The organism is Jeotgalibacillus proteolyticus (assembly GCF_002926065.1).
GTDB classification, from domain to species: domain Bacteria; phylum Bacillota; class Bacilli; order Bacillales; family Jeotgalibacillaceae; genus Jeotgalibacillus; species Jeotgalibacillus proteolyticus.
In genome coordinates this window covers 47375-72539 of record NZ_PREZ01000006.1, presented here as the reverse complement: position 1 = coordinate 72539, position 25165 = coordinate 47375, and the positions used below count along the sequence as shown (strand labels likewise).

The following is a 25165-nucleotide window of genomic DNA, read 5'->3' as shown; positions in this document are numbered from 1 at the left end:
TCCTGACAGCTTAATCATACAATATACCTTCCCTGGTTACTCTAAAATTTTCGGGAAAAAATAGAGAAAAAATCAGGCATAATTTCAATTGTAATATCCTAATAAGCAGTAACGTATTAGTAGGTACACTTATTTTTTCTTAATCGGGGTACTGCTTTCATTTGTGCAGGTTATTCTGAGAGAAAGGGCGGCTGGCTAGCTCGCTCAAAATAGATCATTTTATGTTAAGCAGGAGGAATTGGAATGAAAAGCATCCATGAAATCATGCAGTTGGTCTACCGTTTAGATGTACATATCGCTGATGATTTTGAAGGACAGGATTTGGACTTTAAGCAATGGAGCACTCGTGCCCTTGAAGATAATGTAAGGAAAATGATCCATTATGCGATTTGCCTGACAAATGGAGGAGGAGGCAGCGTGGTATTTGGGATCGCTGACCGGGTCAAGGGATATGAAAAAACCATTTTAGGCGTACCGGCTAATTTAAATATTGAGATGCTAAAACAAAAAATTCAGGAGGAAACAAAGCCTTCCATCAGCCCACGCTTTGACCGGATCGGAGTAGAGTTTGGAACTGGAGAGCTGTTGGTTATGACCGTTCCGCCAAGCCGGGTTATTCATACCTTTCTCGATGGAAAAGCTGTTGAAAGACAAGGGAAGGCATGTGTGCCGATTAAGTAAGTGCTCCTGTTTAGAAGCTCTTACTTAATCGGCAGGTACAAGCTGCAGCTTGAGTTAATGGCCAAACTTTGCTTACATTAAAGATATAAATGTAAAAGGAGTGAGGCATGATGAGAGGTTTGATTCATTCGCAGGTAGAAGGAGTGGAAGGGCTTACATATAGTGATATTGACGCGGCCGTTCCACAGCCAAATGAGGTCCGGGTTAAGCTGAAAACAGCGGGTTTAAATCATCGGGATTTATTTGTACTCACCCGTCATAAAACAGAGGATCCACCGCTTGTCATCGGTTCAGACGGAGCAGGTGTAGTGGAGGAAGTAGGAAGTGAAGTAACAGGCGTAACGGTTGGGGATGAGGTCATTATCAACCCTGGTCTTGGCTGGAAAGAAAACAGTGACGCACCACCGCAGGGCTTTGAAATTGTCGGTCTTCCTGGTCACGGCACCTTTGCTGAAGAAATTGTTCTGCCGGCAGAAAATGTACTGCCAAAACCGGACTTTCTCAGCTGGGAAGAAGCAGGCGTACTCGGACTTGCAGGGCTTACTGCATACCGGGCACTTTTTACACGGGGAAAAGTTAAATCAGGCATGAAGGTCCTTATCCCTGGAATCGGAAGCGGAGTAGCAACCTTCCTGCTTCAATTTGCAAAGGCAGCAGGAGCCGATGTCTATGTCACTTCCCGATCAGAGGAAAAGCGGGACGCTGCATTAAAGCTTGGTGCCACTAAAGCAATCGACAGCAGTTCAGAGGATTGGCAGGAGGAGCTTGGTGTCAAAATGGATCTTGTTATCGAGTGTGTAGGCGCAGCAACATTCCAAAAATCACTCGACCAGCTTCGCACCGGCGGAACCATCGTAACCTTCGGCGCTTCAGCTGGTGACGAAATAAAACTCAACCTGCGTGAATTCTTCTACGGCCAGCTGAACATGCTCGGCTCCACAATGGGAAGTGCAGAAGAGCTGAAGGAAATGCTTCAGTTTATTAAAGAACATCAAATCAAACCAGTTCTCGACGAAATCTACCCACTCGATCAATTCGAAAAAGCTTTCTCACGAATGGAAAAAGCACAGCAGCTTGGGAAGATCGGATTCATAATCAGATAGTAAAAAAGCCGAAGCGACTAACCTCGCCTCGGCTTTTTCTATACTTATTTAGAACATGCGAATTTATGAATCATTCACTCATAACACGATAGTTTCAAAGAAGCATATAAGATATTAAGAAGTTGATTGAAATGGAAGGGGCTGACTCCTGCGGGAAGAAGCGGGAGCTTGAGATCCACTTGCGCTAGCAAGTTAGCTCAAGCCCCGCCCCGCGGAAAGCATGCCCCTGCAGTGGAAATCAACACGCCGCATTCAGTGGCCTTCACCCATCACATACAAATTTCGAAGAATCAAACAAACTATTTAAGAGTTGATTGAAACGGAAGGGGCTGACTCCAGCGGGATGAAGCGGGAGCTTGAGATCCACTTGCGTTAGCAAGTTAGCTCAAGCCCCGCCCCGCGGAAAGCATGCCCCTGCAGTGGAAATCAACACGCCGCATTCAGTGGCCTTCACCCATCACATACTAATTTCGAAGAATCAAACAAACTATTTAAGAGTTGATTAAAATGGAAGGGGCTGACTCCTGCAGGAAGAAGCGGGAGCTTGAGATCCACTTGCGCTAGCAAGTTAGCTCAAGCCCCGCCCCGCGGAAAGCATGCCCCTGCAATGGAAATCAACACGCCGCATTCAAAGGCATTCATCCCTACCTCTAAAACTTAAAAAATCCGTCCTTCACCTTTACATAAATTTCACGAAATCTTAATATCCTGTCACGAAATTATTAAAATATGATAAACTAATAGAAAAGAGAAAAAATTGAAAAGTTAGTTTTTTCTATCGAGGGGAATTGCGTGAATGAAGAGTAGGTGGAGAAAAAGGAAAGCGCTTACAATGGGGCTTGTAGTCCTTTGTTTCGTTTTTCTCGCAGGTCATATTCGGCAGCCAATGAATGACGTTCAACTAGAAGGTATGATCACTGTAGCCCATCGAGGTGCTTCAAGCTATGCTCCTGAGAACACACAGGCTGCTTTTCAAAAAGCAATGGAATTTGGCGCAGACTTTTTAGAATGCGATGTACACTTATCAAAGGACGGAGAGATCGTCATCATCCATGACGACACCCTTGACAGAACCACTAACGGCTCCGGGTTTGTAAATCAATTTACACTTGAAGAACTGAAAAGCTTAGACGCAGGATCAAGCTATGATACAAGCTTTAAGGGAGAAAGCATTATCACCTTAAATGAGCTGCTCGAAGAGTTTTATGGAAAGATTGGAATATTAATAGAAATAAAAAACCCTTCATTAAATAAAGGGATAGAAGAAAAGGTTGTCAGCGTCCTTGAACAATACGCAGATTTAAAGAGTATTGTCGTTCAGTCATTTGACGTAAAAGCCATGAAGCGAATCCATGAATTAAACGAGGATATCCAAATCGCCGTTTTAATGAAAACGACAGTACTGCCTGTATCAAAAAGACATCTTGATGACCTGGCTTCCTTTGCCACCTACATTAATTTTAATATCGCGACAGTTAACAAACGGATCGTAGATCAAATCCATTTAAGGGACAGTAAGGTTCTAGTCTGGTCCAAAAAAGATAAGAGACTTATTGAAAAAGCCAACCAGTTTGGCGTTGACGGGATCATCACAGACTTCGCACGATGGCCGGTTGAGCCAACAGTTATTATGGCTGAAAATTAAGAGCATCCGTTCTCCAAGAGAGAACGGATGCTCTTTGCTATTTCGTTTTTTAAAGAACTTTCGTAAGCTCCTTTTCTAATTCCTCAGGCTTTGTCGTCGGTGCAAACCGTTCGACTACCTTTCCATTTCGATCAACCAGAAACTTTGTGAAGTTCCATTTAATTGCTTTTGAAAGGACGCCTTTTTTCTGCTCCTTTAAATACGCAAATAAAGGATCCGTCTGATCACCGTTCACATCTATTTTCGCATGGATTGGAAAGCTTACGCCGTAATTCACCTGGCAAAACTCTGTGGTTTCATTAATGTCCTCAAATTCCTGCTTATTAAATTGATCGCAGGGAAAGCCAAGAACTGTAAGCCCCTGATCCTGATATTTTTCGTGCAGCTCCTGAAGCCCCTTAAACTGTGGGGTTAGTCCGCACTTGCTTGCGGTATTAACAATCAAAAGCGGCTTCCCTTCATACTCACGCAGTGATTTCTGCTCTCCATTCGAGGCTTTTACCGTAAAATCATAGACATTTTCCATAATGAAAACCCCCAATAAATTTATTCTTTGCATTTAACGTACAACAATTAGTGACTGATAAGCAATTTTGAATAAGCTTTATGGACCATGCTCGTTTATACATTTTCTATGCGGAGGCAAAATATGGCCAGAATGACAAGAAGATTAAAAGGATCAGAGAAAAAAATGCCAATTTAAAAGGCTCATTGGCTTCGCTGCAAACAGCTGAAATTTTTTCCTTTCATTAAAGCCGTCTTCCACCATTTACATTTTAGGGGTGACGAATGGCTTTTTTAGCGTTTGAGAAAAATGATTTTTTATAAATTTTTTAATTTTTTCATAAAAAAATCACAAAACCCTTCAAAACCTTGAAAAATCAGTCTATTTCACATGTTCATGTAAGGTTTGGGTAGATGTTTGGTAGCGTTTTCATTCATTAAAATTGATATTAATTCACAAAAAAATGTTATCAGAATTTTATGTGATCAAGAGTTTCATGGTATACTAGTTCGAAATTGAAAGTGTGCATGGCATGAAGAGTGGAAATGCCCCTTCATCACGAGAACGAGCATCTTTCATCATTATTAATAGAGAGGGGAGTTTATCATGATTAAAAAAGGTTATCCTGTTCCGCAAGGTTTATACGATCCCGAACAAGAACACGAAGCATGTGGGATTGGAATGATTGCGAATATAAATGGTGAAAAGTCCCATAGTATTGTTCAAAATGCTATAAATATTTTATGCAACCTTGAACACCGCGGAGGGCAATCAGCCGATACAAGCACCGGTGACGGCGCCGGCATCCTGACGCAGATCCCGCACCGCTTTTTCCAAAAACAATGCGAGAAGGAAAATATCTATCTGCCGCGTGAAGGCGAATACGGTGTAGGTATGGTTTTTCTTCCAAAAGATCATGATATCCGCAAGCAAAGTAAGGAGATCTTCGAGCAAATTATTGCTGAAGAAGGACAAAAATTTCTTGGCTGGCGCCCGGTTCCTATTAATGATTCATTTGTGGGGAAAGTAGCAACTAAAACAAAACCAACGATCAGACAAGTATTTATTGAATGTGGAGAAGGCATTAAGGATCAGATGGATTTTGAACGAAAGCTGTATGTTATTCGGAAAAGGGTTGAAAAAGAGCTCGCATCTCTGGAAGGCTATGAAGATGTGTACATCAGCAGCTTATCCACCCGAACCATTGTCTATAAAGGCATGCTCATCCCCGAACAGCTGGATTCGTTTTACATCGACCTTAACCATCCCGATTTTAAATCCGCGCTAGCGCTTGTGCATTCACGTTTTAGCACAAACACCTTCCCAAGCTGGAAGCGATCACACCCTAATCGCTATACCATCCATAATGGAGAATTCAATACATTACGAGGCAATGTAAACTGGATGCGTGCAAGGGAACAGCTTTGTGAATCGGATTATTTTAGCGATGAGGATCTGCAAAAAATCCTTCCTGTTATCGATGCAGACGGCAGTGATTCGTCAATGTTTGACAATTGCTTTGAATTTTTGCATTTGTCAGGCCGCTCACTTGCTCATACAGCTATGATGATGGTTCCTGAACCATGGGCAAATGACGATACCATTAAAGAGGAAAAGCGTGATTTTTATGAGTACCACAGCACTTTAATGGAGCCTTGGGATGGACCTGCAGCGCTTGTGTTTACGAACGGAACACAAATTGGCGCCTGTCTGGACCGTAACGGGCTTAGACCTGCAAGATACTATGTAACAAAAAGCGGCATGATTGTCCTTGGCTCTGAAGTTGGAGCATTGGATATCTTTGCTGATGACATTGAATATAAAGATCGTCTGGCACCTGGCCGGATTCTTCTTGTTGATTTGGAAAAAGGAACGATCATTCCGGATGAAGAAGTGAAGCTTCAAATTGCTTCTGAACAGCCTTACAAAGAATGGCTGACCAATATGAAAAATCTTGACGATGTGCCTGAAGCATCTGAACAGCCGCCTGCCCATATTGGAGAAGAGCTGTTAAAGCAGCAGCTGTCGTTCGGCTACACACGTGAAGAATTAAACAAAATTATAAAGCCGCTTGTTACAGACGGAAAAGATCCTGTAGGCTCTATGGGCTATGATTCCCCGCTTGCAGTGCTGTCCAAAAAACCGCAGCTTTTATACAACTATTTTAAACAGCTGTTTGCTCAAGTGACGAATCCGCCAATTGATGCGATTCGTGAAAAGCTGATTACTATGGTGGATACCACAATAGGTGCTGAAGGAAACCTGGTAAAGCCGGGACCTGACAGCTGTAAGCATATTCGCCTGAAGACGCCCGTTTTAACAAACCGGGAGTTGGAAAAGCTTCGTCAGCAGCGCCTTGAAGGCTTTAAAGCTGTAACTTTCTCCACTCTTTTTGATGCTGACGGAGCAGAGAATAGCATGGAACAGGCACTGGACGATCTGTTTGAAAAAGCGGATCAGGCGGTAGCGCAGGAAACGACCCTATTGATTTTATCTGACCGCGGAGTGTCTGCCCAAAAAGCGGCCATCCCGGCATTACTTGCTGTGTCAGGTCTTCACCATCATTTAATCCGCAAGGGAACGAGAACAAAGGTAAGCATACTGATTGAGTCAGGAGAGCCAAGAGAGGTGCATCATTTTGCTATGCTGCTAGGTTATGGCGCTGAAGCCATTAACCCGTACCTTGCGTTTGATTCCGTGCGCGATTTAATTGATAAAGGTGAAATTGCCATCGACTCACTCGATAAAGCTGTGGAAAGCTACATCAGCTCCGTAACAGACGGTGTTATTAAAATCCTGTCTAAAATGGGGATTTCAACGATCCAGAGTTATCGCGGAGCCCAGATTTTTGAAGCGGTGGGCATTCATATGGATGTCATCGACAAGTATTTCACCCGCACCTCTTCCCGTTTAGGCGGAATCGGCATCGAAATGATTCAAAAAGAAGTGCTCATGCGTCATAATGCAGGCTTTGGCGATAATCGCGGAGGAAATAACAGTCTTGAAGCGGGGGATGAATATCAGTACCGTGCTAAGGGTGAGGATCATCAATATAACCCGAGCACTATTCACACGCTTCAGCATGCATGCCGCTCAAACGATTATGATACCTTTAAAAAATATTCAGCCATGCTGACAGATGAAAAGGTAAATCTGCAGTCACTTAAGGGGCTTCTGCGGTTCAAGCACGCTCACCCTGTTCCGATTGAAGAAGTAGAGTCCGTGGAGTCTATTTGCCGCCGCTTTAAAACAGGAGCCATGTCCTTTGGTTCGATTTCGCAGGAAGCACATGAAGCGCTTGCGATCGCAATGAACCGTATAGGCGGGCGAAGCAATACAGGGGAAGGCGGAGAACACCCTGACCGCTTCACACGTGATGAAAACGGTGATTCGAGACGAAGCTCAATTAAGCAGGTGGCTTCCGGCCGCTTTGGCGTAACGAGCCATTACCTGGTAAATGCAGATGAGATTCAAATTAAAATTGCTCAGGGAGCAAAGCCTGGTGAAGGCGGACATTTACCTGGCAAAAAGGTTTACCCTTGGGTAGCAGAGGTTCGGGGGTCTACCCCGGGAGTAGAATTAATTTCTCCTCCGCCTCATCATGACATCTATTCGATTGAGGATTTGGCTGAGCTTATTCACAATCTGAAAAATGCAAACCCAAGCGCACGAATCTCAGTTAAGCTTGTTTCAGCAGTAGGTGTTGGAACCATTGCAGCTGGTGTTGCAAAGGGAAGAGCCGATCTTGTTTTAATCAGCGGTTACGATGGCGGAACAGGTGCTGCTCCAAGAACGAGCCTGAAGCATACCGGACTTCCTTGGGAGATCGGGTTGGCTGAAACGCATCAAACCCTCCTGTTAAATGGCCTTCGGGACCGTATTGTCGTTGAAACGGACGGCAAAATGATGACAGGCCGCGACGTCGTTATTGCCACACTCCTCGGCGCAGAGGAATATGGCTTCTCCACTGCACCGCTTGTTGTGCTTGGCTGCGTTATGATGCGTGTATGTCATTTAGACACTTGTCCTGTTGGCGTAGCGACACAAAACCCTGAGCTTCGCAAGAAATTTACAGGCGATGCAGAACATGTGGCAAATTTCATGCGCTTCATCGCTCGTGAAACTAGAGAGCTTATGGCTGAGCTTGGCTTTAGAACGATTAACGAAATGATTGGCCGTACCGATGTATTAGAGGTTAATGATGCCGTAGATCACTGGAAGGCAAAAGGAATCGATCTTTCTGCACTTCTATACTCTCCGGATCTTCCTGCAAAGGTTGGCCGTTACCATATGCAAAATCAGGATCATGGTCTTGAGAAAACAATTGATTTCCAGGAGCTTATTCCAATTTGTAAAAAGGCGATTGAAAATCAGGAGCCGGTTGAATTCACCACCGCCATCCGGAATATTAACCGGGTGACCGGTACGATGCTCGGCAGTGAAATCACGCGCCGGTACGGAGAAAAAGGTCTGCCTGAGGATACAATAAAGCTGACATTAAAAGGCTCTGCAGGGCAAAGCTTTGGAGCGTTTATTCCTAAAGGGATGACACTGCGCCTTGTAGGGGATTCCAACGACTTTGTCGGAAAAGGTCTTTCCGGCGGAAAAATTATTGTGCATCCAGACCCTGTCGTTACCTTCCCTCCAGAAAAGAACACCATTATCGGTAATGTTTCCTTCTACGGTGCTTCTGCTGGTGAGGCGTACATTCAGGGGATTGCAGGAGAGCGTTTCTGTGTCCGGAATAGCGGAGCGAATGTAGTAGTAGAAGGAGTTGGCGATCACGGCTGTGAGTACATGACAGGCGGAAAGGTTGTCGTTCTTGGCCAGACAGGCCGTAACTTCGCCGCTGGTATGTCCGGCGGTGTGGCGTATGTGTTTGATGAGGATAATATGTTCCGTTCAAGATGCAATCCGGAGCTTGTACACATAGAGCCGATAGAAAATTCAGTTGAGCTTAATGAAGTCTATCAAATGATCGAAAAACACGTAGCGTACACAAATAGTCAGCACGGTAAACGAATTCTTACGTATTGGGATAAGTATGCACCATTATTTGTCCGCGTCATTCCAAAGTCTTACCTGAAAATTAATGATCGTATTAAAACACTGCAGGATGGCGGTTTATCTAAATTTGAAGCTGAAATGACAGCATTTGAAGAAAGTAAACGTGAACTAGAACCAGCAAAATAAACTTGGAGAAGGAGGGATTTGATGGGGAAGCCTACTGGATTTATGGAGTATGATCGCCAGTCTCAGCGTGAACGCGATCCAGCCGAGCGGATTAAAGACTGGAATGATTACACGCTTCCAATGTCAGAAGCAGAAATAAAGCAGCAAGGAGCCCGCTGTATGGACTGCGGGATCCCTACCTGTCATCATGGCAGTGAAATTAACGGGGTAACAACAGGCTGTCCTGTATACCACTTGATTCCTGAATGGAATGACTTAGTTTATCAGGGTCAATGGAAGGAAGCCTTAAAGCGTGAGCACGAGAAAAATAACTTTCCGGAGTTCACCGGTACTGCATGCCCTGCTCCATGTGAAGGAGCCTGTGTACTTGGAATTAATGAGCCTCCTGTAGCTATTCGAACGGTTGAACGGGCCATCATTGAAAAAGGTTTTGATGAAGGCTGGGTGGTACCGGAGCCTCCTGAAAAAAGAACCGGAAAAAAAGTTGCTGTTATCGGTTCAGGGCCAGCAGGACTTGCAGCCGCAGCTCAGCTTAATAAAGCTGGTCACTGGGTAACCGTTTTTGAACGCAATGACCGTGTTGGCGGACTGCTAACATACGGAATTCCTGAAATGAAGCTGCCTTATGCAATGGTCGAACGCCGTGTAAAGCTCCTTGAAGAAGAAGGAATCACTTTCATTACAAATACTGAAGTCGGTAAGGATTATCCTGCTGCTAAGCTGAACAAGGAATTTGACTCCGTTATTATGTGCGGCGGAGCAACGGTTCACCGTGATATTCAGGTAGAAGGCAGAGAACTGAAAGGAATTCATTACGCAATGGATTTTCTTCATGCCAATACAAAGAGCCTGCTTGATTCAAATCTTGCAGATGGAAATTATCTTTCAGCTGAAGGCAAGGATGTCATTGTTATTGGAGGGGGAGATACCGGTACAGATTGCCTGGCAACCTCCATCCGTCATAACTGCAAGAGCTTAACGCAATTTGATATTTATGATAAAAAAGGATCCATCCGTGACGCGCTAGGAAATCCTTGGCCGCAGTACCCGGTTGTTCACCGGATTGAATACGGACAAAAAGAAGCAGCAAGCAAATATGGAGATGATCCGCGTGCCTACGCAGTTCAGACGACAAAGTTTGTCGGCGATGACAATGGACTTATTAAAGAAGTCCACACGATTAACGTCAAGCTGCGTATAGGGGAAGACGGCTCACGCATTCGTGAAGCAATTCCTGGTACTGAAAAAGTCTGGCCGGCAGACTTAGTCCTGCTTGCTATCGGTTTTGCAGGACCTGAGCAAGGATTAATTCAGCAATTACAGGTAGAAACAAATGCAAACTCTACTGTAAAAGCAGAGTACGGAAAATACACAACAAATGTAGAAGGCGTATTCTCAGCTGGTGATATGAGAAGAGGTCAAAGTCTAATCGTCTGGGCGATCAACGAAGGACGGGAAGCAGCAAGAGAATGCGACCGTTATTTAATGGGCGCAACCGTATTACCGTAGAGAACAGAAAAAGAAGCCTTGTGACCGCGCAAATGACGGTCATCAAGGCTTCTTTATTATATTTTTACTGCTGACTTAAAAATGTTCTCCGTTTCTAAAACGGCTTCAATCGCAAGGCGTGCCTCCGAAACCACTGACTGGCGCCAATTTCGCTCAACCGGATAAAACATCGCACGAAATTCATCTAAAATCTTCTCCATGTCATCTTCATTTTCGGCTCCATCCCAATACAAATGATTCTCCAAAATGATCGTCATAAATTCACGAATCGATGCTTTAAGATCGGTCCCGAAAGTCCCGAATTCAAACAAAGCAGAGAATAGATATTTATCTGCAAAATCCCTGTTTTTTATCGCATGGAAGTGACTGGTCGAGTCGCCCTTTACATTTTCAGGACTGAATTTCTGGATGTTTTTTAAGTTGTATTGTTCCTTCAGCTGTTCTGTCTCCCGCTCATCATTATCACTCACGACCATGGTCACCTCGTTACTTGGACCAAGCGCGGTATGCCAGTCCATATGAATGATGCGATTGTAATGACTAAGCAGCTTTTTTTGTACATCCTTTAAAAATACCGCCGATTCCTCTTCTTTGTCGCCGCCGTAATATACGCCGCGAGGGAATTGAAACTGACCCATTCCTTTAGCAGCTGTAATGCCGCTGTAGCCTTCTTTAGCCAGCGCTTTAACTAACTGAGCCTGCAGCTTTCTTCTTTCCCTGCTTAGATTTACAATATTTCCTGCGGGCAAAAAGAGCTCTTCCTCATTCTCATAAGCCTTGTTAATATCCTCAGGAACGCTTGATGGATCAACTAAGTAATTTCGATTTAAATCAACATTATTCTCTGTTACTCTGCGGAAATTTCTCATTCCCCAAGGATTCAGCGCATGAATAAAGCAAATGCCTGTCGTCTTCGGATCTAATTTATCCGCGTATTCCTCGATAAACAAACTCGTTACTGCTGCACCGGCATAGCCTTCAATCCCATGCTCTCCCGTTGTAAAAAACAGCACCTGATCATTTGATTCAGTCGCTTCAGCATGAATCATGTCAATCGTATTATCTGTTCCGTTTCCGATTTTTTGTGTTGCAAGTCTTGCTTTTGGCCAGAACTTTTTAATCGTCTCTAAATTATCCCGAAACACCTTGCGTGAAGCTTCATAGTTTGTCTGAAAGTACGTATCAATCGTTTTCATCACGAACAACCTCTCTTAAATGCTTTTATTCCCTACTTTCCACCTTAAGAAATTTATAAACCCTGCTTCGAAAGGAGGGTGAAGTAGAAGCGATTTTCAATCAGCACTTTACAAAACATTAAAATGAAAGATTCAGATAATCCGTTTGTCAGTTCCTGATTAGGGGAAAAGTCTACGGGATAATTAAATAAATGACAAAGGGGATTACATAATGAAGGAAAAAGGCAAAATTAACGAACACAGTAAAAATGAACAGCTTGAGCAGTTCCGTTCTGATGACTCAGGAAAGGTAATGACTACCAACCAGGGATTAAAGGTTTCTGAGGATGAATTTTCTTTAAAAGCCGGTGATCGTGGTCCGACCTTAATGGAGGATTTTCATTTTCGTGAAAAAATGACCCATTTCGATCATGAACGAATTCCGGAAAGAATTGTCCATGCAAGAGGCTATGCTGCCCATGGGGAATTTGAAGTCTATGAATCGATGAAAGAATTCACCAAGGCCGGCTTTCTTCAGGACCCTTCTCAAAAAACTCCCGTATTTGTTCGTTTTTCGACAGTAGCCGGTTCAAAAGGCTCTGCTGAAACGGTTCGGGACGCAAGAGGGTTTGCGACTAAATTCTATACTGAAGAAGGAAACTACGATTTAGTAGGAAATAATATTCCTGTATTTTTTATTCAGGATGCAATGAAATTTCCCGATTTAGTACATGCGTTAAAGCCGGAACCGCATAATGAAATTCCGCAGGCTGCATCAGCACATGATACATTTTGGGATTTTGTAGCCAATAATCAGGAAAGTGCTCATATGGTTATGTGGGCAATGTCTGATCGAGCTATTCCGAGAAGCTTCCGAATGATGGAGGGCTTTGGCGTAAACACATTCCGCTTTGTCAACGAAGCAGGGAAAGCCCATTTTGTTAAGTTCCATTGGAAGCCGGTTCTTGGCACTCATTCACTTGTATGGGATGAGGCGCAGAAGATCAACGGTAAAGATCCGGACTTTCATCGTAGAGATCTATATGATTCGATTGAAAATGGCGATTATCCGGAATATGAGCTTGGCGTTCAGCTTCTAGCAGAAGAAGACGAATTCAAGTTTGATTTTGATATTCTTGACCCTACTAAGGTTTGGCCGGAGGAAGACATTCCTGTAAAGCTTGTTGGGAAAATGACCTTAAACCGCAATGTGGACAATGTATTTGCGGAAACAGAGCAGGTAGCGTTTCATCCTGGTCATGTCGTACCTGGAATTGATTTTTCCAATGACCCGCTGCTTCAGGGAAGATTATTCTCCTATACAGATACCCAGCTTATCCGGTTAGGCGGTCCTAATTTTCATGAGCTTCCGATCAACCGTCCTGTATGCCCGTTCCATAACAACCAGCGTGACGGCTATGGCCGCCAGACGATTAATAAAGGGCCGGTAAGCTATCATAAAAATTCCATTGCACAAAATACGCCAATGCCTGCCTCTGAGGATCGCGGAGGGTATGTTCATTACCAGGAAAAGATGGAAGGCAGAAAAGTGCGGACAAGAAGTGAAAGCTTTAAGGATCACTTTTCTCAGGCAACGATGTTTTGGAACAGCATGAGCCAGCCTGAGAAAGATCATATTACTGAGGCATTTACATTTGAGCTTGGCAAAGTCGAACGTAAAGACATCCAGCAGCAGGTCGTAGATATGTTTGCAAATGTAAATGCAGACCTTGCCAAGGAAGTTGCTGAAGCTATTGGAGCTGACATTCCAACAGGCGGCCGATCCGCCCAATCAAAAACATCTCCTGCGCTCAGCCAGGAAAACACGAAGAAAAAGCCTACTACACGTAAAGTAGGAGTCATCATTTCAAGCAGCTTTAACGGTCCTGAGGTTAAAACGGTTATTGATACGCTTAAGGCTGAGGGGATTCAATGTGAATTTATCTCTGACAAGCTGGGGGTTATTAAGGGTACTGAAGGAATCGATGTTGAAGTCGACCACACCTTCCTAACAGCTGATTCTGTACTATTCGATGCGCTCTACCTTGTTGGTGGAGACGAGCAGGAGCTAGGGAAAAAATTCGTGAAAAACACTTCCTACTTCCTAAATGAAGCCTTTATGCATTTTAAGCCGCTGGGAGCCACACACGAGGGCAAGAAGTGGCTGGAGGCTAATGATATTCAAACTAGTGCCGGAGTCGTTCACGGGGACGATATGGAGGCATTTACGGGTGAATTCATCCAGGCAATCGCCGCCCACCGTCATTGGGACCGCGAAATCATGTAATATGAACAAAAATCCTCCTGCTGAAAGATTGCAGGAGGATTTTTTTCGTGATGCACTTACACTTATTTATTAAATCACTTTATTCTCAAAATTCAGTTGATTTAACAAAAAAATACAACTATCCTATTCTAAAATGTAATAGGGGGTTTTATATTGAATCATACATACATCAGCTTAGGATCGTTATTTTTAGCAGCAGCAGGAATCATCTATGGATTAGAAAGACTCAGCTCATATATTTACTGGCATGCCTTAGTCACAGACGGTTCAGGATACCCCACAGAACCCGACACCTTTTTACTCTTCTCCAACCTATTCGTCCCATTATTCTTAGTCATAGCAATTATCTTTTATATCTTCCACTTTAAAGGCGTTAATAAAGATCTATCTTGACTCCATACCTGGACCATTTGAAAAAGAACTATCCATAAAAGAGGTTTTCACCAATTACGCTCAAACTCCGAAGCACCAAATTACCTATATAGAAGTTGATTGGAGCGGAAGGGGCTGACTCCTGCGGGAAGAAGCGGGAGCTTGAGATCCACTTGCGTTAGCAAGTTAGCTCAAGCCCCGCCCCGCGGAAAGCATGCCCCTGCAGCGGAAATCAACACGCTTATTAAAAAGGTATTTATCCCTAGCTACCAAACTTCATCTATCTAAATTAAGCAGAATTTTACACAAAAAAAACACGTCCGAGCGGGAGAATGGTCATCCCGCTACACGTGTTGAAAATACTATATCGCATAATCTCAAGAATGCCAAGCAAAAAGGTATTCCTTCAAAACCAATTAATAGAATTTTCTAAATAGTCATTACGAACCACTTTTAAAAGCAAGAACTTCTTTTATCATGACTTAAGTGGTATAGACAACTATACTTTAAAACCCATAAACTAGAAGACAAGGGAAATGAAAGCATGAAAACCAATTCAGAAAGAAAAGGAGGAAGTATGAAAAAACAATTTGTTGTTTTAACGCTATGTACGTTGCTGATCGCCCCGGCATTGCCAGCAGAACAACCCGCCATTGGTGAATCTGGAAAAAAGGAAATGAGCCTAATGAACAATCAATTTACCTGGAATCAGCCCAAGACTTCAGCGCCTGTCCTTCATCCCGGCAACGCAAAAAGTGCAGGAATGATTGATGCCCCGTTAAAAGAAATAGACCCATTAATGGAAGGCATGATTTCAGATGGAGTTATGCCTGGGGCTGTTGCGTTTGTAGCAAGAAGCGGGCATGTCGTGAAGCATGATGCCTACGGATTTGCTTACCAATACGAAGACGATCAGTACACAAAAGCTGAACATCCTGTTGCGATGAAAAAAGACACGATCTTCGATTTAGCCTCTATCAGCAAAATTTTTACCGTAACTGCAGCCATGAAGCTTTATGAAGAAGGACATTTCAAGCTTGATGATAAAGTGGCAAACTATATTCCTGAATTTAGTCAAAACGGCAAAGAGGATGTAACCATTCGTCAGCTTATGACACATACATCGGGCTTTGCAGCCTGGATCCCACTCTATACTCAAGGCAGCAGCAGGGAGGACAGGCTACAGCTCGTTTTTGCAGAGCCGCTCGTAAACCCTCCTGACAGCACCTATACATACAGTGATCTAAATATGATTACACTCGGTGCTCTAATCGAACGACTTTCTGGAAAAACCCTTGATGCATTTGTTAAACAAACGATTACGGATCCAATCGGAATGAAGGATACGATGTATAATCCTCCAGCCGCTCTCAAGCCGCGAATTGCTGCGACTGAATATCAACCGGCAATTGGCCGCGGGCTTGTATGGGGAGAAGTGCATGATGAAAATGCCTGGTCACTTGATGGGATTGCCGGCCATGCAGGAGTCTTTTCCACTGCAGAGGATTTAGCGAAATTTGCTCATATGTTCCTCATGGAAGGACGTTATGGAGGAAAAAGAATTTTAAAACCGGAAACGATCAGAACATTGAACGAGAATCAGATCCCCCAATTTCCCGGTGATGATCACGGACTCGGTTGGGAGCTGAATCAGGGATGGCTGATGGATGCATTAACGGATGAAGATTCCCTTGGGCACACCGGCTTTAGTGGAACCTCAATTGTGATCAACCAGAAAAATGATACGGTCGCCATTCTTTTAACGAACCGCGTTCATCCTTCAAGAAATACGGTTTCGACGAATGTTGCAAGAAGAGCCTTTGCACAGCTGACAGCTGATGCGATTCCTGTAAAAACAGCTCCAAAATCAACAGCCTGGTTTTCAGGATACGGGGACGGTCTGCAGCGCACATTAACAGCAGAGCTAAAAGGAGATAAACCTGCTTTACTGACATTTGAAACATGGCATCGCATTGAAGAGAATTCAGACTACGGCTTTGTCGAAGTGTCGGCAGATGGCGAAGATTGGAGCGCTGCTTTACCAGCCTACACTGGAAATAGCGCTGATTGGAAAAAAGAATCCGTCAGCATCCCGGAAGGAACAAAATTCATCCGATTCCGCTACCAGACGGATGCCTCGGTTAATGGAAGAGGCTGGTATATCCAAAATCCGAGGCTTACTCAACAAAATGGAGATAGTGTAGAGCTTAAGCTGGACAGCGATGATTGGACGAAGCGAAAATATTAACATAAACGGAGGGAAATAGATGAAAAAGACGAGCAAACTTATTGGCTTTTCACTTCTGGCGTTGGCACTTGTATTATCCAGCTTTCCGCCTGTCAGTGCCAAAGCCCATAGCCCTGCCTTAAAAGATCTGGTCCTTTATCAAAACCTGCCCGAGTCACAAACAGCAATTGAGGGAGATAAGCTCCAATTGCAGACCGTGAGGGTTTATGACGATGGCGGCTTTAAGCTTTCGACTGGCCAGCTGCAATGGAGTTCCACCAATAAAAATGTCGCAAGTGTTGATCAGAATGGTTTGGTTCAATTCAACGGGAAAAATGGAAGAACCTTTATCAATGTAACAGATGGTGTGTTCCACGATCGGATTGCGCTTGATTATAAGGTCGTGCCAAAATCAGGCGGCCAAAAAGGGAAGCCTGACTCAAAGCCGGCAATCGTTAAACAAACGGGTGACAGATATGACCTTGTAAAGCATGCGATAGGACATATGACGATTGAAGAAAAAGTGGGGCAAATGCTTATGCCCGATTTTCGTAACTGGAATGGGCAGAATGTAACGCAGATGCTGCCTGAAATCGAGCAGCTGGTAAAGGAGTATCATCTTGGCGGCGTGATTTTATTCAGAGAAAATGTTGTAACAACTGAACAAACGACTCAGCTGGTTCATGACTACCAGGAGGCGGCTGAAAAGCATGCTCTTCTAATGACCATTGATCAGGAGGGCGGGATTGTGACGCGTCTTCAGTCGGGAACAGATATGCCGGGAAATATGGCATTAGGTGCTGCACGTTCCCCTGAAATTGCTCATGAAGTGGGAAGAGCTATCGGGGAGGAGCTTCATTCACTCGGCATTAATATGAACTTTGCTCCGGTGATGGATGTAAATAATAATCCGGATAACCCGGTCATTGGGGTTCGTTCCTTTGGGGAAGACCCTGAATTGGTTGCAGAGCTTGGAGTAGCTTATACAGAAGGCCTTCAATCAACAGGTGTAGCAGGAACGGCCAAGCATTTCCCGGGTCACGGGGATACCGCAGTTGATTCTCATCTTGGGCTGCCTGAGGTGCCTCATGATAAGGAAAGACTAATGGATGTTGAGCTCTATCCGTTCCAAAAAGGAATGGAAGCAGGCATTGACGCTATTATGACGGCCCATGTTACGTTTCCTCAAATTGATGACACAAAAGCCATTTCCGAAAAAACAGGTGAAGAAATTGCCCTGCCTGCAACCCTTTCTAAAAAGGTGTTAACCGGGTTAATGCGCGAAGAGATGGGCTATGATGGCGTTATTACAACAGATGCCATGAATATGGGTGCGATTGTTGAGCATTTCGGTCCTGTTGATGCAGCCATTCGGGCAGTGGAGGCCGGGACTGATATCGTCCTTATGCCGGTCGGACTCAGTGAAGTTCGCGCAGGCTTACTCGAAGCGATTGAAACAGGGGAATTAACAGAAGAAAGAGTAGAGGCTTCAGTCGAACGAATCCTCTCCCTGAAAATTAAACGCGGCGTGATTAAAGAAGAAACACCTGCGCCGGTTAGCGGAAAAATTGCAAATGCCCTTCAGGTGGTTGGATCGCCTGAGCATAAAGAAATTGAAAAGCTGGCTGCCGAACGTTCCATTACGCTAGTAAAAAATGAACAGGTTCTGCCACTGAGCCCTGCAGCAGAGGAGAAAGTTGTGGTGGTTGGAAGAACCAACCTTACTGAATTAGGAGCTGCAGTTAAACAGCACCATGCAAATGTGGAGATTATAGAAGCATCAGCAGACTTTCGACTAACCCAAGAGCAGCTAAAGCAGGTACAAGAAGCAGCGTCTGTCATTGTAGGAACAAGTACCAGTACCGTAGCTGGCAGGTCGCCACAACATGCTCAAATGCAGCTGGTTAATACATTGGCTGCTCAAACTGAAGCTCCGGTCATTGCACTTGGAATTCGAAATCCATATGACATTATGGCTTATCCTGAGGTGGACGCTTATCTTGCCCAGTATGGATTCAGACAGGCAAGCTTTGATGCTGCAGCCGCTGCCATTTTCGGTGTTACTAACCCAGCCGGTTTGCTGCCTGTTACCATTCCGGACTATGAAAGCGGAATTCTGTACGAATATGGACATGGGATGAGCTACTAAACCAAATAGGAGGCGTTTCGTTTGAAGAAGTGGATACTAATGTTTTTAACAGCCGTGCTTGTACTATCTTCCTTATCAACTGTAGATGCGCATAATGGAAATGACAAGGGGAAAGGAAACGACAACGGAAAAGGGAAAAACAAACAGCTTCAGCTCGGTATTGAGGTCCTGCTTAAAGACGAACGGCAGCTTGTAGAAGGAAAAAAAGTAGGGCTGATCACCAACCCTACAGGAGTTGATCAGGAATTAACCAGCATTGTTGACTTACTTTATAATGATCCGGGTATAGAGCTAACTGCTTTATATGGTCCTGAGCATGGGGTAAGAGGGAGTGCACAGGCTGGGGAGTATGTGGAGTCGTATACTGATGAAAAAACAGGGCTTCCCGTATACAGCTTATATGGACAAACGAGAAAACCAACGCCTGAAATGCTTGAAAATATTGATGTACTGGTTTTTGATATTCAGGATGTAGGAGCGCGCTTCTATACGTATATTTATACGATGGCTTATGCAATGGAAGCAGCAAAGGAGAACAATATTCCGATCATTGTGCTGGACCGGCCAAATCCTATCGCCGGAACGAAGGTGGAGGGACCGGTGCTTGATATGAAATATGCTTCCTTTGTTGGAAATTATGCTATTCCGCTTCGTCATGGTATGACCGTAGGGGAGCTCGCTCTGCTCTTCAATAAGGAATTCGGAATCAATTCAGACTTAACGGTGATTGAAATGAAGGGCTGGAAACGCAATACGTATTATGATGAAACACCGCTGGAATTTGTGATGCCATCTCCAAATATGCCGACGGTAGAAACAACAGTCGTGTATCCAGGGGCTGCGCTTATTGAAGGGACCAACGTTTCAGAAGGCCGTGGCACGACAAAGCCGTTTGAGCTGATTGGTGCTCCATTTATTAATGCAGATGATCTTGCAGCAAGCCTGAACAGCCTTGAACTTTCAGGGGTTACCTTCAGAGCAGCTTCGTTTACACCAACGATTTCAAAGCATGCAAATACACTTTCTCACGGCGTACAGATCCATGTGACGAATCGAAATGCATTCAAACCGGTTGAAACGGGCATACACATCGTGAAAACCATACACGATATGTACCCTGAGGATTTTGAATTCCGGGCTGAAAATGCACAAGGAATATCCTTCTTTGACAACCTGATGGGCAATAGCTGGGTCAGAAAAGGCATTGAGGAAGGAAGATCAGTTGAAGAACTGACTGCGGAGTGGCAGCCTGAACTGAAGAAATTTGAAAAGGTCCGGAAGAAGTATTTACTTTATTAATTCTTGAAATGCAAGAGGGTCTGGGGCATAAAAATAATTTTTCAAACGCAACAAACCGGATTAAAGAGGTTGAGACACACGTGTTCTCAACCTCTTTGCTATTGCCCGGGAAATAGTATAACCTGATTGAATGAAGGATCAGAAGACTGTACAACTGGTATAATACATTGTACGACGAATAACGTGATAATTATTTAAAGGAGTACCAAATGACAAATAATAGCTTTAAGGATTATTCCATTAGCAACGAAATTTTAAGGGCTTTAGACCAATTACAGTATCATCAGCCGACCCCCGTTCAACGGGAAGTAATTCCTGCTGCCCTCCTAAAAAATGACATGACCGTTAAATCACAGACAGGAAGCGGAAAAACAGCTGCTTTTGCGATTCCATTGTGTGAACTCATTCATTGGGAGGAAAATAAGCCTCAGGCACTAGTCCTTACACCAACACGTGAGCTTGCAGAACAGGTAAAAGAAGATATAACCAATATAGGGCGGTATAAAAGAGTGAAGGCGATCTCCATTTACGGAAAACAGCCATACGCCAGGCAGAAAACAGAGCTTAAGCAGAAGAATCACATTGTCTCAGGCACCCCTGGCCGCGTTTTAGATCATATACAGAAGGACTCACTCAGTCTTGAAAAAATAAAGTACCTTGTCATCGATGAAGCAGATGAAATGCTGAATATGGGGTTTCTTGAGCAAGTGGAAGCAATTATAAAGGAATTACCGGTTAATCGCACAACCATGCTATTTTCTGCTACTTTGCCTGAGGAAGTACAGGAGCTTTGCCATCACTATATGAACAGCCCGATCGATATTCAGATTCAGGCATCAGTAAAAATAAATACGAATACAAAGCATACTGTTTATACAGTGAATGAGAATGAAAAGCTAAGTGTTTTAAAGAAGGTCACGATTGTTGAAAATCCGGATAGCTGTATCATATTTTGCCGAACGAAGGAGCGGGTGGATGAGTTATCCAATCAGCTTGATCGGGCTGGGTATCCATGTGACAAGATTCATGGGGGAATGGTGCAGGAGGACCGATTTGCGGTTATGAATGAATTTAAACGCGGTGAATTTCGCTATTTAATCGCAACTGATGTCGCTGCACGCGGGATTGATATTGAAAATATTTCACTTGTTATAAATTATGATTTTCCTATGGAAAAAGAAAGCTATGTTCACCGAACCGGCCGAACAGGCCGTGCAGGGAATAAAGGAAAAGCCGTCTCTTTTGTTACGGAGTATGAGGATCGGTTCTTAGAAGAGACAGAGGCCTATATCGGCTTTGAGCTGACTCCGGGGATGGTGCCTTCAAAGGAAGAGGTCATGAGCTTAAAGGGCAATTTCAAAGAGAAAATCAATCTCCTGCCTGATCTGAAAATGGATAAGCGGGATCAGGTCAGCCAGGACATTATGAGGCTTTATTTCAACGGAGGAAAGAAGAAAAAGCTGAGAGCGGTCGATTTCGTCGGAACAATTGCGAAAATTGACGGGATACATGCTGAGGATATTGGCATCATCACCATTTATGAAAATGCGACCTATGTTGAAATATTAAACGGGAAAGGTCCTGCAGTCCTTCAGGAAATGAAAACCACCCCTGTAAAAGGAAAGCGTCTAAAGGTTCATAAAGCAAGAGAAAACTAAAAAGAGTCTGATAAATAATGGAAATTTAAAAAAGGCTGAGACATACATTTGTCTCAGCCTTTTTTAAATTCGCCTACACGTACCTTCCCTTACTACCTCGTATCAAAGACTAATCCTTTTTTACCCATCAAGTATTGAAGAGCAGACTTAAAGGTTGAAAAGGCTTGCATGGAAGACAGGTTTAAATGACCAAACTCCACCATTTTTTGAATAAGCACTGGTTTAAAACCGACATATAATGCTTCAGTACCCATCAGTTTTAAAGCACTGGTTAAATCGTCAATCTGCTTGCTTAATACTTCAAATCCGTTTTCATCAAGATCCCCGTACGAGATGCCGGTAAAGTCAATTACTACATGCTCAATTTCTCGATTCTGGCATCCTTGCAGGATCTTTGTCTGAATATGGTTAAACCGGTAATCAGACAGCTGGCCAAGCAATGGCACCAGAATGGTATCTGGAATGATAGACGAAATAATTGGAGCAGAAAGCTCCTGAATCGTTGTCTCCAGTTCCTCTACCTTTTCTTTCAGCAACAAATTTTCTTGTGTTAGTTTCTCCAGTTCAATCACTGTACTTGTCCCCTTTAGCAGTGCTTCTAGTAAAGACTATATAAGTAATTTTATCTTTTAATTACCTTCCGTTCAAACCTTTTTAGCTAAATATACCATTCGAATCTTTTGTCTTACCTAGTTGCTGAGAATTTAATGACTCATTTAATAAATTCAGATAGTCTTTAAAATGTTAATAAAATACAAAATTTATATTTAAAAATATAAAATCATCAATTATTATGTAAAAAATTAAAAAAATATCTAAAAAAAATACAATATATAGAAATACTACTTCCTGCTATTTAAATAAACTCCAATGAATACAAGTATACCCCCAGCAGCCTGAATGAGAGAAATCGGCTTACCCTGCAGCACACTGATAATTGCAGTAAATACAGGGATTAAGTATAGAAAAATGCCTACTTTTGAGGCGTCTATATAACGCAGTGATACGTTCCAGAAGACAAACGCTCCTACAGAAGGGAATAAGCCCATATATACGATTCCAGCCATTCCTGCGGTGCTTAACGAAGCAGGGAGGCCCTGATAAAGGATAATCGGAAGAATCATCACAAGTCCTATCACCACAGATACAGTAGTAGCTGCTATTGGCGGTATGTCCGTCATTCTTCTGCCAAGAATCGAGTAAATGGACCAACAGATCACGGCCATAAGCATGATTACATCTCCTGCATTAAATTGAACCTGGAGGAGGTTTTGAAGGTCTCCATTCGTTAATACAAGCAGCACGCCTGAAAGGGATACAACCAGTCCGGATAGATTCCATTTTGTCAGCTTCTCTTTTAATAGAAAGGTTGAAAGAATTACGATTAAAATGGGGCTAATCGAATTAACTAATGAGGCATTTACTGGAGTTGTGTGTCTTAGTGCCTCATAAAGTAAAAAGTTATATCCTATTATACCCAATAAGGCCATTAGTGTCAGGAGTTTCCAGGCCTTTAATACACTTTTCCAGTCTGGCTTCTCTATTATTTGGGCTAATGGGATCAGCAAAACGATCGCAATCAGCCATCGTATAAAAGTCATTGCTAAAGGCGGCATCTCTTCAACAACGTATTCCCCTAAAACATAGTTCCCTGCCCAAAATAATGGAGCTAGCGTCAAAAATAGTAATACATACGGTCTCTTCAATCTATCCACCGGCCTTTCCTTCGACATTACCATACCCACATTTACTATAAATCACCAGCCGTAATTTTCATAGAGTAAGCAGCTATTTAGACATACTTGAAAAATATTCTTTGTTTCCCCGACTAAAAAGCTAGTATGAAAGGATAGGGAAAAGGGGTATTCTGAAGCAGAACCAGCGATGTTTACAAAAACGTACACAAGTATACAAATTGTAAACAAATGTATACAATATCGTAAACATGTAAACGAAAGTGTATACATGTTGATTTAAAAGGATGTGTACAGGTTTGTGTACAAGTACACGTATTTGTAAACAAGTACACAAAATTGTATACATCAACAAAACGATAACCCTACTAAGGAATGATTGACGTAACTTTAAAAATTCTATACTCTTAATCATAGTGGTAAAAGAAACACAGAAAACCATTAAATACATAAATTGAGAGGAATGGTTATATTGAGTAAAGCAAGAATCGCTGCAGTTGATGTAGGGAATGATTCCGTAAAAGCACTATTTGGAAAATCGGACTATGAATTGAACATTCCTAATGTAATAGCAAGAGACCGCGAAGATCGCCCGGTTATCGGGATTGAGGAATTAAATGAGAAGGATCCAGTGGACGGGATTCATATTCGGGTTCACTCCCCTGCCCTTCAGGACAATAACGTCATTTATCGTGTAGGTAATCTGGCTACAAAAAGTGATAATGCAACTGAATTAGATCCAGGCAGCAGCAAATCAGAAGAAGACCAGTCTTTAATTATGCTTTTTGCAACTTTGGCGCTTGATGCAGTAAGAGCAGAAAACAGTTCAGACTTTAAGAAGACAAATAATATAGTAGATGCGACGTATCTTCTTGGTACAGGGCTTCCTCTGCGGGAAGTGAAGGAAGGGAAAGATGTAGGCTTCCGTTCCCAGCTTCTTGGATCTGTTCACCAGGTGGAATTCCTTGTAACACCAAAATACCAGGGGCAGAAAGTAAATATTAAATTCGATGAAGTAAAGGTATACCCTGAGGGCTTTGCTGCATTTATTAATCTTGTAATGGATAATGACGGCAGAATTATTAACCGTGATCTTGTGGATAAACAGATCCTGATTCAGGACATCGGCGGTCTTTCAACAGATATCGCTGTGATCCGCAACAGAAACGTAGATGACGATAAGGCACAGGGCTTTAATCTGGGTGTTTCTGAGTCTCTGGAGGCAATCAGGGAGGAAATCCGTACAAAACACGGAGTAGAGCTTGATTCACGCCGTGATGTGGTTGATATCATCACAAAGAAGAATGACCGCAATCATATTATGGTAAAGGGGAGCCGCACAAGTGTGCACGATATTACAGATCGAATCCTTCTTGACCTGGCTAAAAAGGAATACAGACATCTTCGCAATGTATGGAAGAAAAACTCACAAACAGAAATTTGCTACTTTGTTGGCGGCGGGGCTATGGTGTTAAAGGAATACCTTAAAACGCTTAACAACAGTCTGGATGGATATAATATTGAGTTCTTTGAGGATGAAAAAGAAAGCATCTGGATGATGGCAAATGCTTATTATAAATTGATTACTGATTTTGATAGAAAAAATAACAAAGCGGCTGCGCAGGATCCAAAAGAGAAAAAAGCAGCTGTTAAGTAACAGGGTATTTT

At 43.2% G+C, this 25165-nt stretch carries 16 protein-coding genes; 12 read left to right on the top strand and 4 right to left on the bottom strand.

Features of this window, described 5'->3' with window-relative positions:
• Positions 1-243: 243 nt before the first annotated feature.
• From C4B60_RS15840 to C4B60_RS15830, 3 genes are all read left to right on the top strand, one after another.
• Complete coding sequence (locus C4B60_RS15840; protein WP_104059013.1) at positions 244-681, top strand: ATP-binding protein; 438 nt, start codon at positions 244-246, stop codon at positions 679-681.
• A 110-nt stretch (positions 682-791) separates the two neighbouring features.
• Positions 792-1784, top strand: coding sequence for a zinc-binding dehydrogenase (locus tag C4B60_RS15835; protein ID WP_104059012.1), 993 nt, complete (start codon positions 792-794; stop codon positions 1782-1784).
• Positions 1785-2580: 796 nt separating this feature from the next.
• Positions 2581-3429, top strand: coding sequence for a glycerophosphodiester phosphodiesterase (locus C4B60_RS15830; RefSeq protein WP_104059011.1), 849 nt, complete (start codon positions 2581-2583; stop codon positions 3427-3429).
• A gap of 49 nt (positions 3430-3478) precedes the next feature.
• Here the strand turns inward: C4B60_RS15830 and C4B60_RS15825 are convergent, their stop codons facing one another.
• Positions 3479-3955 carry a glutathione peroxidase gene (locus tag C4B60_RS15825; protein ID WP_104059010.1) on the bottom strand — a complete coding sequence of 159 codons (477 nt, stop codon included), beginning with the start codon at positions 3953-3955 and terminating at the stop codon, positions 3479-3481.
• A gap of 585 nt (positions 3956-4540) precedes the next feature.
• Between C4B60_RS15825 and gltB the strand changes: the two genes are divergently transcribed.
• Together gltB and C4B60_RS15815 are read left to right on the top strand one after the other, a co-directional pair.
• Positions 4541-9127, top strand: coding sequence for a glutamate synthase large subunit (gene gltB / locus C4B60_RS15820; protein ID WP_104059009.1), 4587 nt, complete (start codon positions 4541-4543; stop codon positions 9125-9127).
• A gap of 21 nt (positions 9128-9148) precedes the next feature.
• Positions 9149-10636 carry a glutamate synthase subunit beta gene (locus tag C4B60_RS15815; RefSeq protein WP_104059008.1) on the top strand — a complete coding sequence of 496 codons (1488 nt, stop codon included), beginning with the start codon at positions 9149-9151 and terminating at the stop codon, positions 10634-10636.
• Positions 10637-10692: 56 nt separating this feature from the next.
• On the opposite strand, the gene C4B60_RS15810 is transcribed toward C4B60_RS15815, so the two are convergent.
• On the bottom strand, positions 10693-11832 hold the full coding sequence (locus C4B60_RS15810; protein ID WP_104059007.1) for a M14 family metallopeptidase: 1140 nt from the start codon (positions 11830-11832) through the stop codon (positions 10693-10695).
• Between the two features lie 211 nt (positions 11833-12043).
• On the opposite strand from C4B60_RS15810, the gene C4B60_RS15805 reads away from it, so the two are divergent.
• From C4B60_RS15805 to C4B60_RS15780, 6 genes are all read left to right on the top strand, one after another.
• Positions 12044-14098, top strand: a complete 2055-nt coding sequence (locus tag C4B60_RS15805; RefSeq protein WP_104059006.1) for a catalase — start codon at positions 12044-12046, stop codon at positions 14096-14098.
• A 153-nt stretch (positions 14099-14251) separates the two neighbouring features.
• Positions 14252-14491: a hypothetical protein gene (locus C4B60_RS15800; protein WP_104059005.1), complete on the top strand. Its 240-nt coding sequence runs from the start codon at positions 14252-14254 to the stop codon at positions 14489-14491.
• A 556-nt stretch (positions 14492-15047) separates the two neighbouring features.
• A complete protein-coding gene (locus C4B60_RS15795) occupies positions 15048-16718 on the top strand; it encodes a serine hydrolase domain-containing protein (RefSeq protein ID WP_104059208.1) in 1671 nt (556 codons plus the stop codon).
• Positions 16719-16737: 19 nt separating this feature from the next.
• Positions 16738-18846, top strand: coding sequence for a glycoside hydrolase family 3 protein (locus tag C4B60_RS15790; protein WP_104059004.1), 2109 nt, complete (start codon positions 16738-16740; stop codon positions 18844-18846).
• A 21-nt stretch (positions 18847-18867) separates the two neighbouring features.
• Complete coding sequence (locus C4B60_RS15785) at positions 18868-20145, top strand: exo-beta-N-acetylmuramidase NamZ family protein (RefSeq protein WP_104059003.1); 1278 nt, start codon at positions 18868-18870, stop codon at positions 20143-20145.
• Positions 20146-20354: 209 nt separating this feature from the next.
• Positions 20355-21803 (top strand): DEAD/DEAH box helicase, encoded by a 1449-nt coding sequence (locus C4B60_RS15780; RefSeq protein WP_104059002.1) that lies wholly within the window; start codon positions 20355-20357, stop codon positions 21801-21803.
• 92 nt (positions 21804-21895) lie between these two features.
• On the opposite strand, the gene C4B60_RS15775 is transcribed toward C4B60_RS15780, so the two are convergent.
• Together C4B60_RS15775 and C4B60_RS15770 are read right to left on the bottom strand one after the other, a co-directional pair.
• Positions 21896-22375, bottom strand: coding sequence for an STAS domain-containing protein (locus C4B60_RS15775; RefSeq protein WP_104059001.1), 480 nt, complete (start codon positions 22373-22375; stop codon positions 21896-21898).
• Between the two features lie 270 nt (positions 22376-22645).
• Entirely contained in the window at positions 22646-23518 is an 873-nt protein-coding gene (locus tag C4B60_RS15770) for a DMT family transporter (protein WP_245154014.1), read from the bottom strand.
• 451 nt (positions 23519-23969) lie between these two features.
• Between C4B60_RS15770 and C4B60_RS15765 the strand changes: the two genes are divergently transcribed.
• Complete coding sequence (locus tag C4B60_RS15765; protein WP_104058999.1) at positions 23970-25154, top strand: ParM/StbA family protein; 1185 nt, start codon at positions 23970-23972, stop codon at positions 25152-25154.
• Positions 25155-25165: the final 11 nt, after the last annotated feature.

Coding starts and splice junctions, on each gene's coding strand:
- C4B60_RS15795 (WP_104059208.1), top strand. CDS start 15,048: ATGAAAAAACAATTTGTTGTTTTAACGCTATGTACGTTGCTGATCGCC.
- C4B60_RS15780 (WP_104059002.1), top strand. CDS start 20,355: ATGACAAATAATAGCTTTAAGGATTATTCCATTAGCAACGAAATTTTA.
- C4B60_RS15825 (WP_104059010.1), bottom strand. CDS start 3,955: ATGGAAAATGTCTATGATTTTACGGTAAAAGCCTCGAATGGAGAGCAG.
- C4B60_RS15805 (WP_104059006.1), top strand. CDS start 12,044: ATGAAGGAAAAAGGCAAAATTAACGAACACAGTAAAAATGAACAGCTT.
- C4B60_RS15790 (WP_104059004.1), top strand. CDS start 16,738: ATGAAAAAGACGAGCAAACTTATTGGCTTTTCACTTCTGGCGTTGGCA.
- C4B60_RS15810 (WP_104059007.1), bottom strand. CDS start 11,832: ATGAAAACGATTGATACGTACTTTCAGACAAACTATGAAGCTTCACGC.
- C4B60_RS15835 (WP_104059012.1), top strand. CDS start 792: ATGAGAGGTTTGATTCATTCGCAGGTAGAAGGAGTGGAAGGGCTTACA.
- C4B60_RS15830 (WP_104059011.1), top strand. CDS start 2,581: ATGAAGAGTAGGTGGAGAAAAAGGAAAGCGCTTACAATGGGGCTTGTA.
- gltB (WP_104059009.1), top strand. CDS start 4,541: ATGATTAAAAAAGGTTATCCTGTTCCGCAAGGTTTATACGATCCCGAA.
- C4B60_RS15840 (WP_104059013.1), top strand. CDS start 244: ATGAAAAGCATCCATGAAATCATGCAGTTGGTCTACCGTTTAGATGTA.
- C4B60_RS15815 (WP_104059008.1), top strand. CDS start 9,149: ATGGGGAAGCCTACTGGATTTATGGAGTATGATCGCCAGTCTCAGCGT.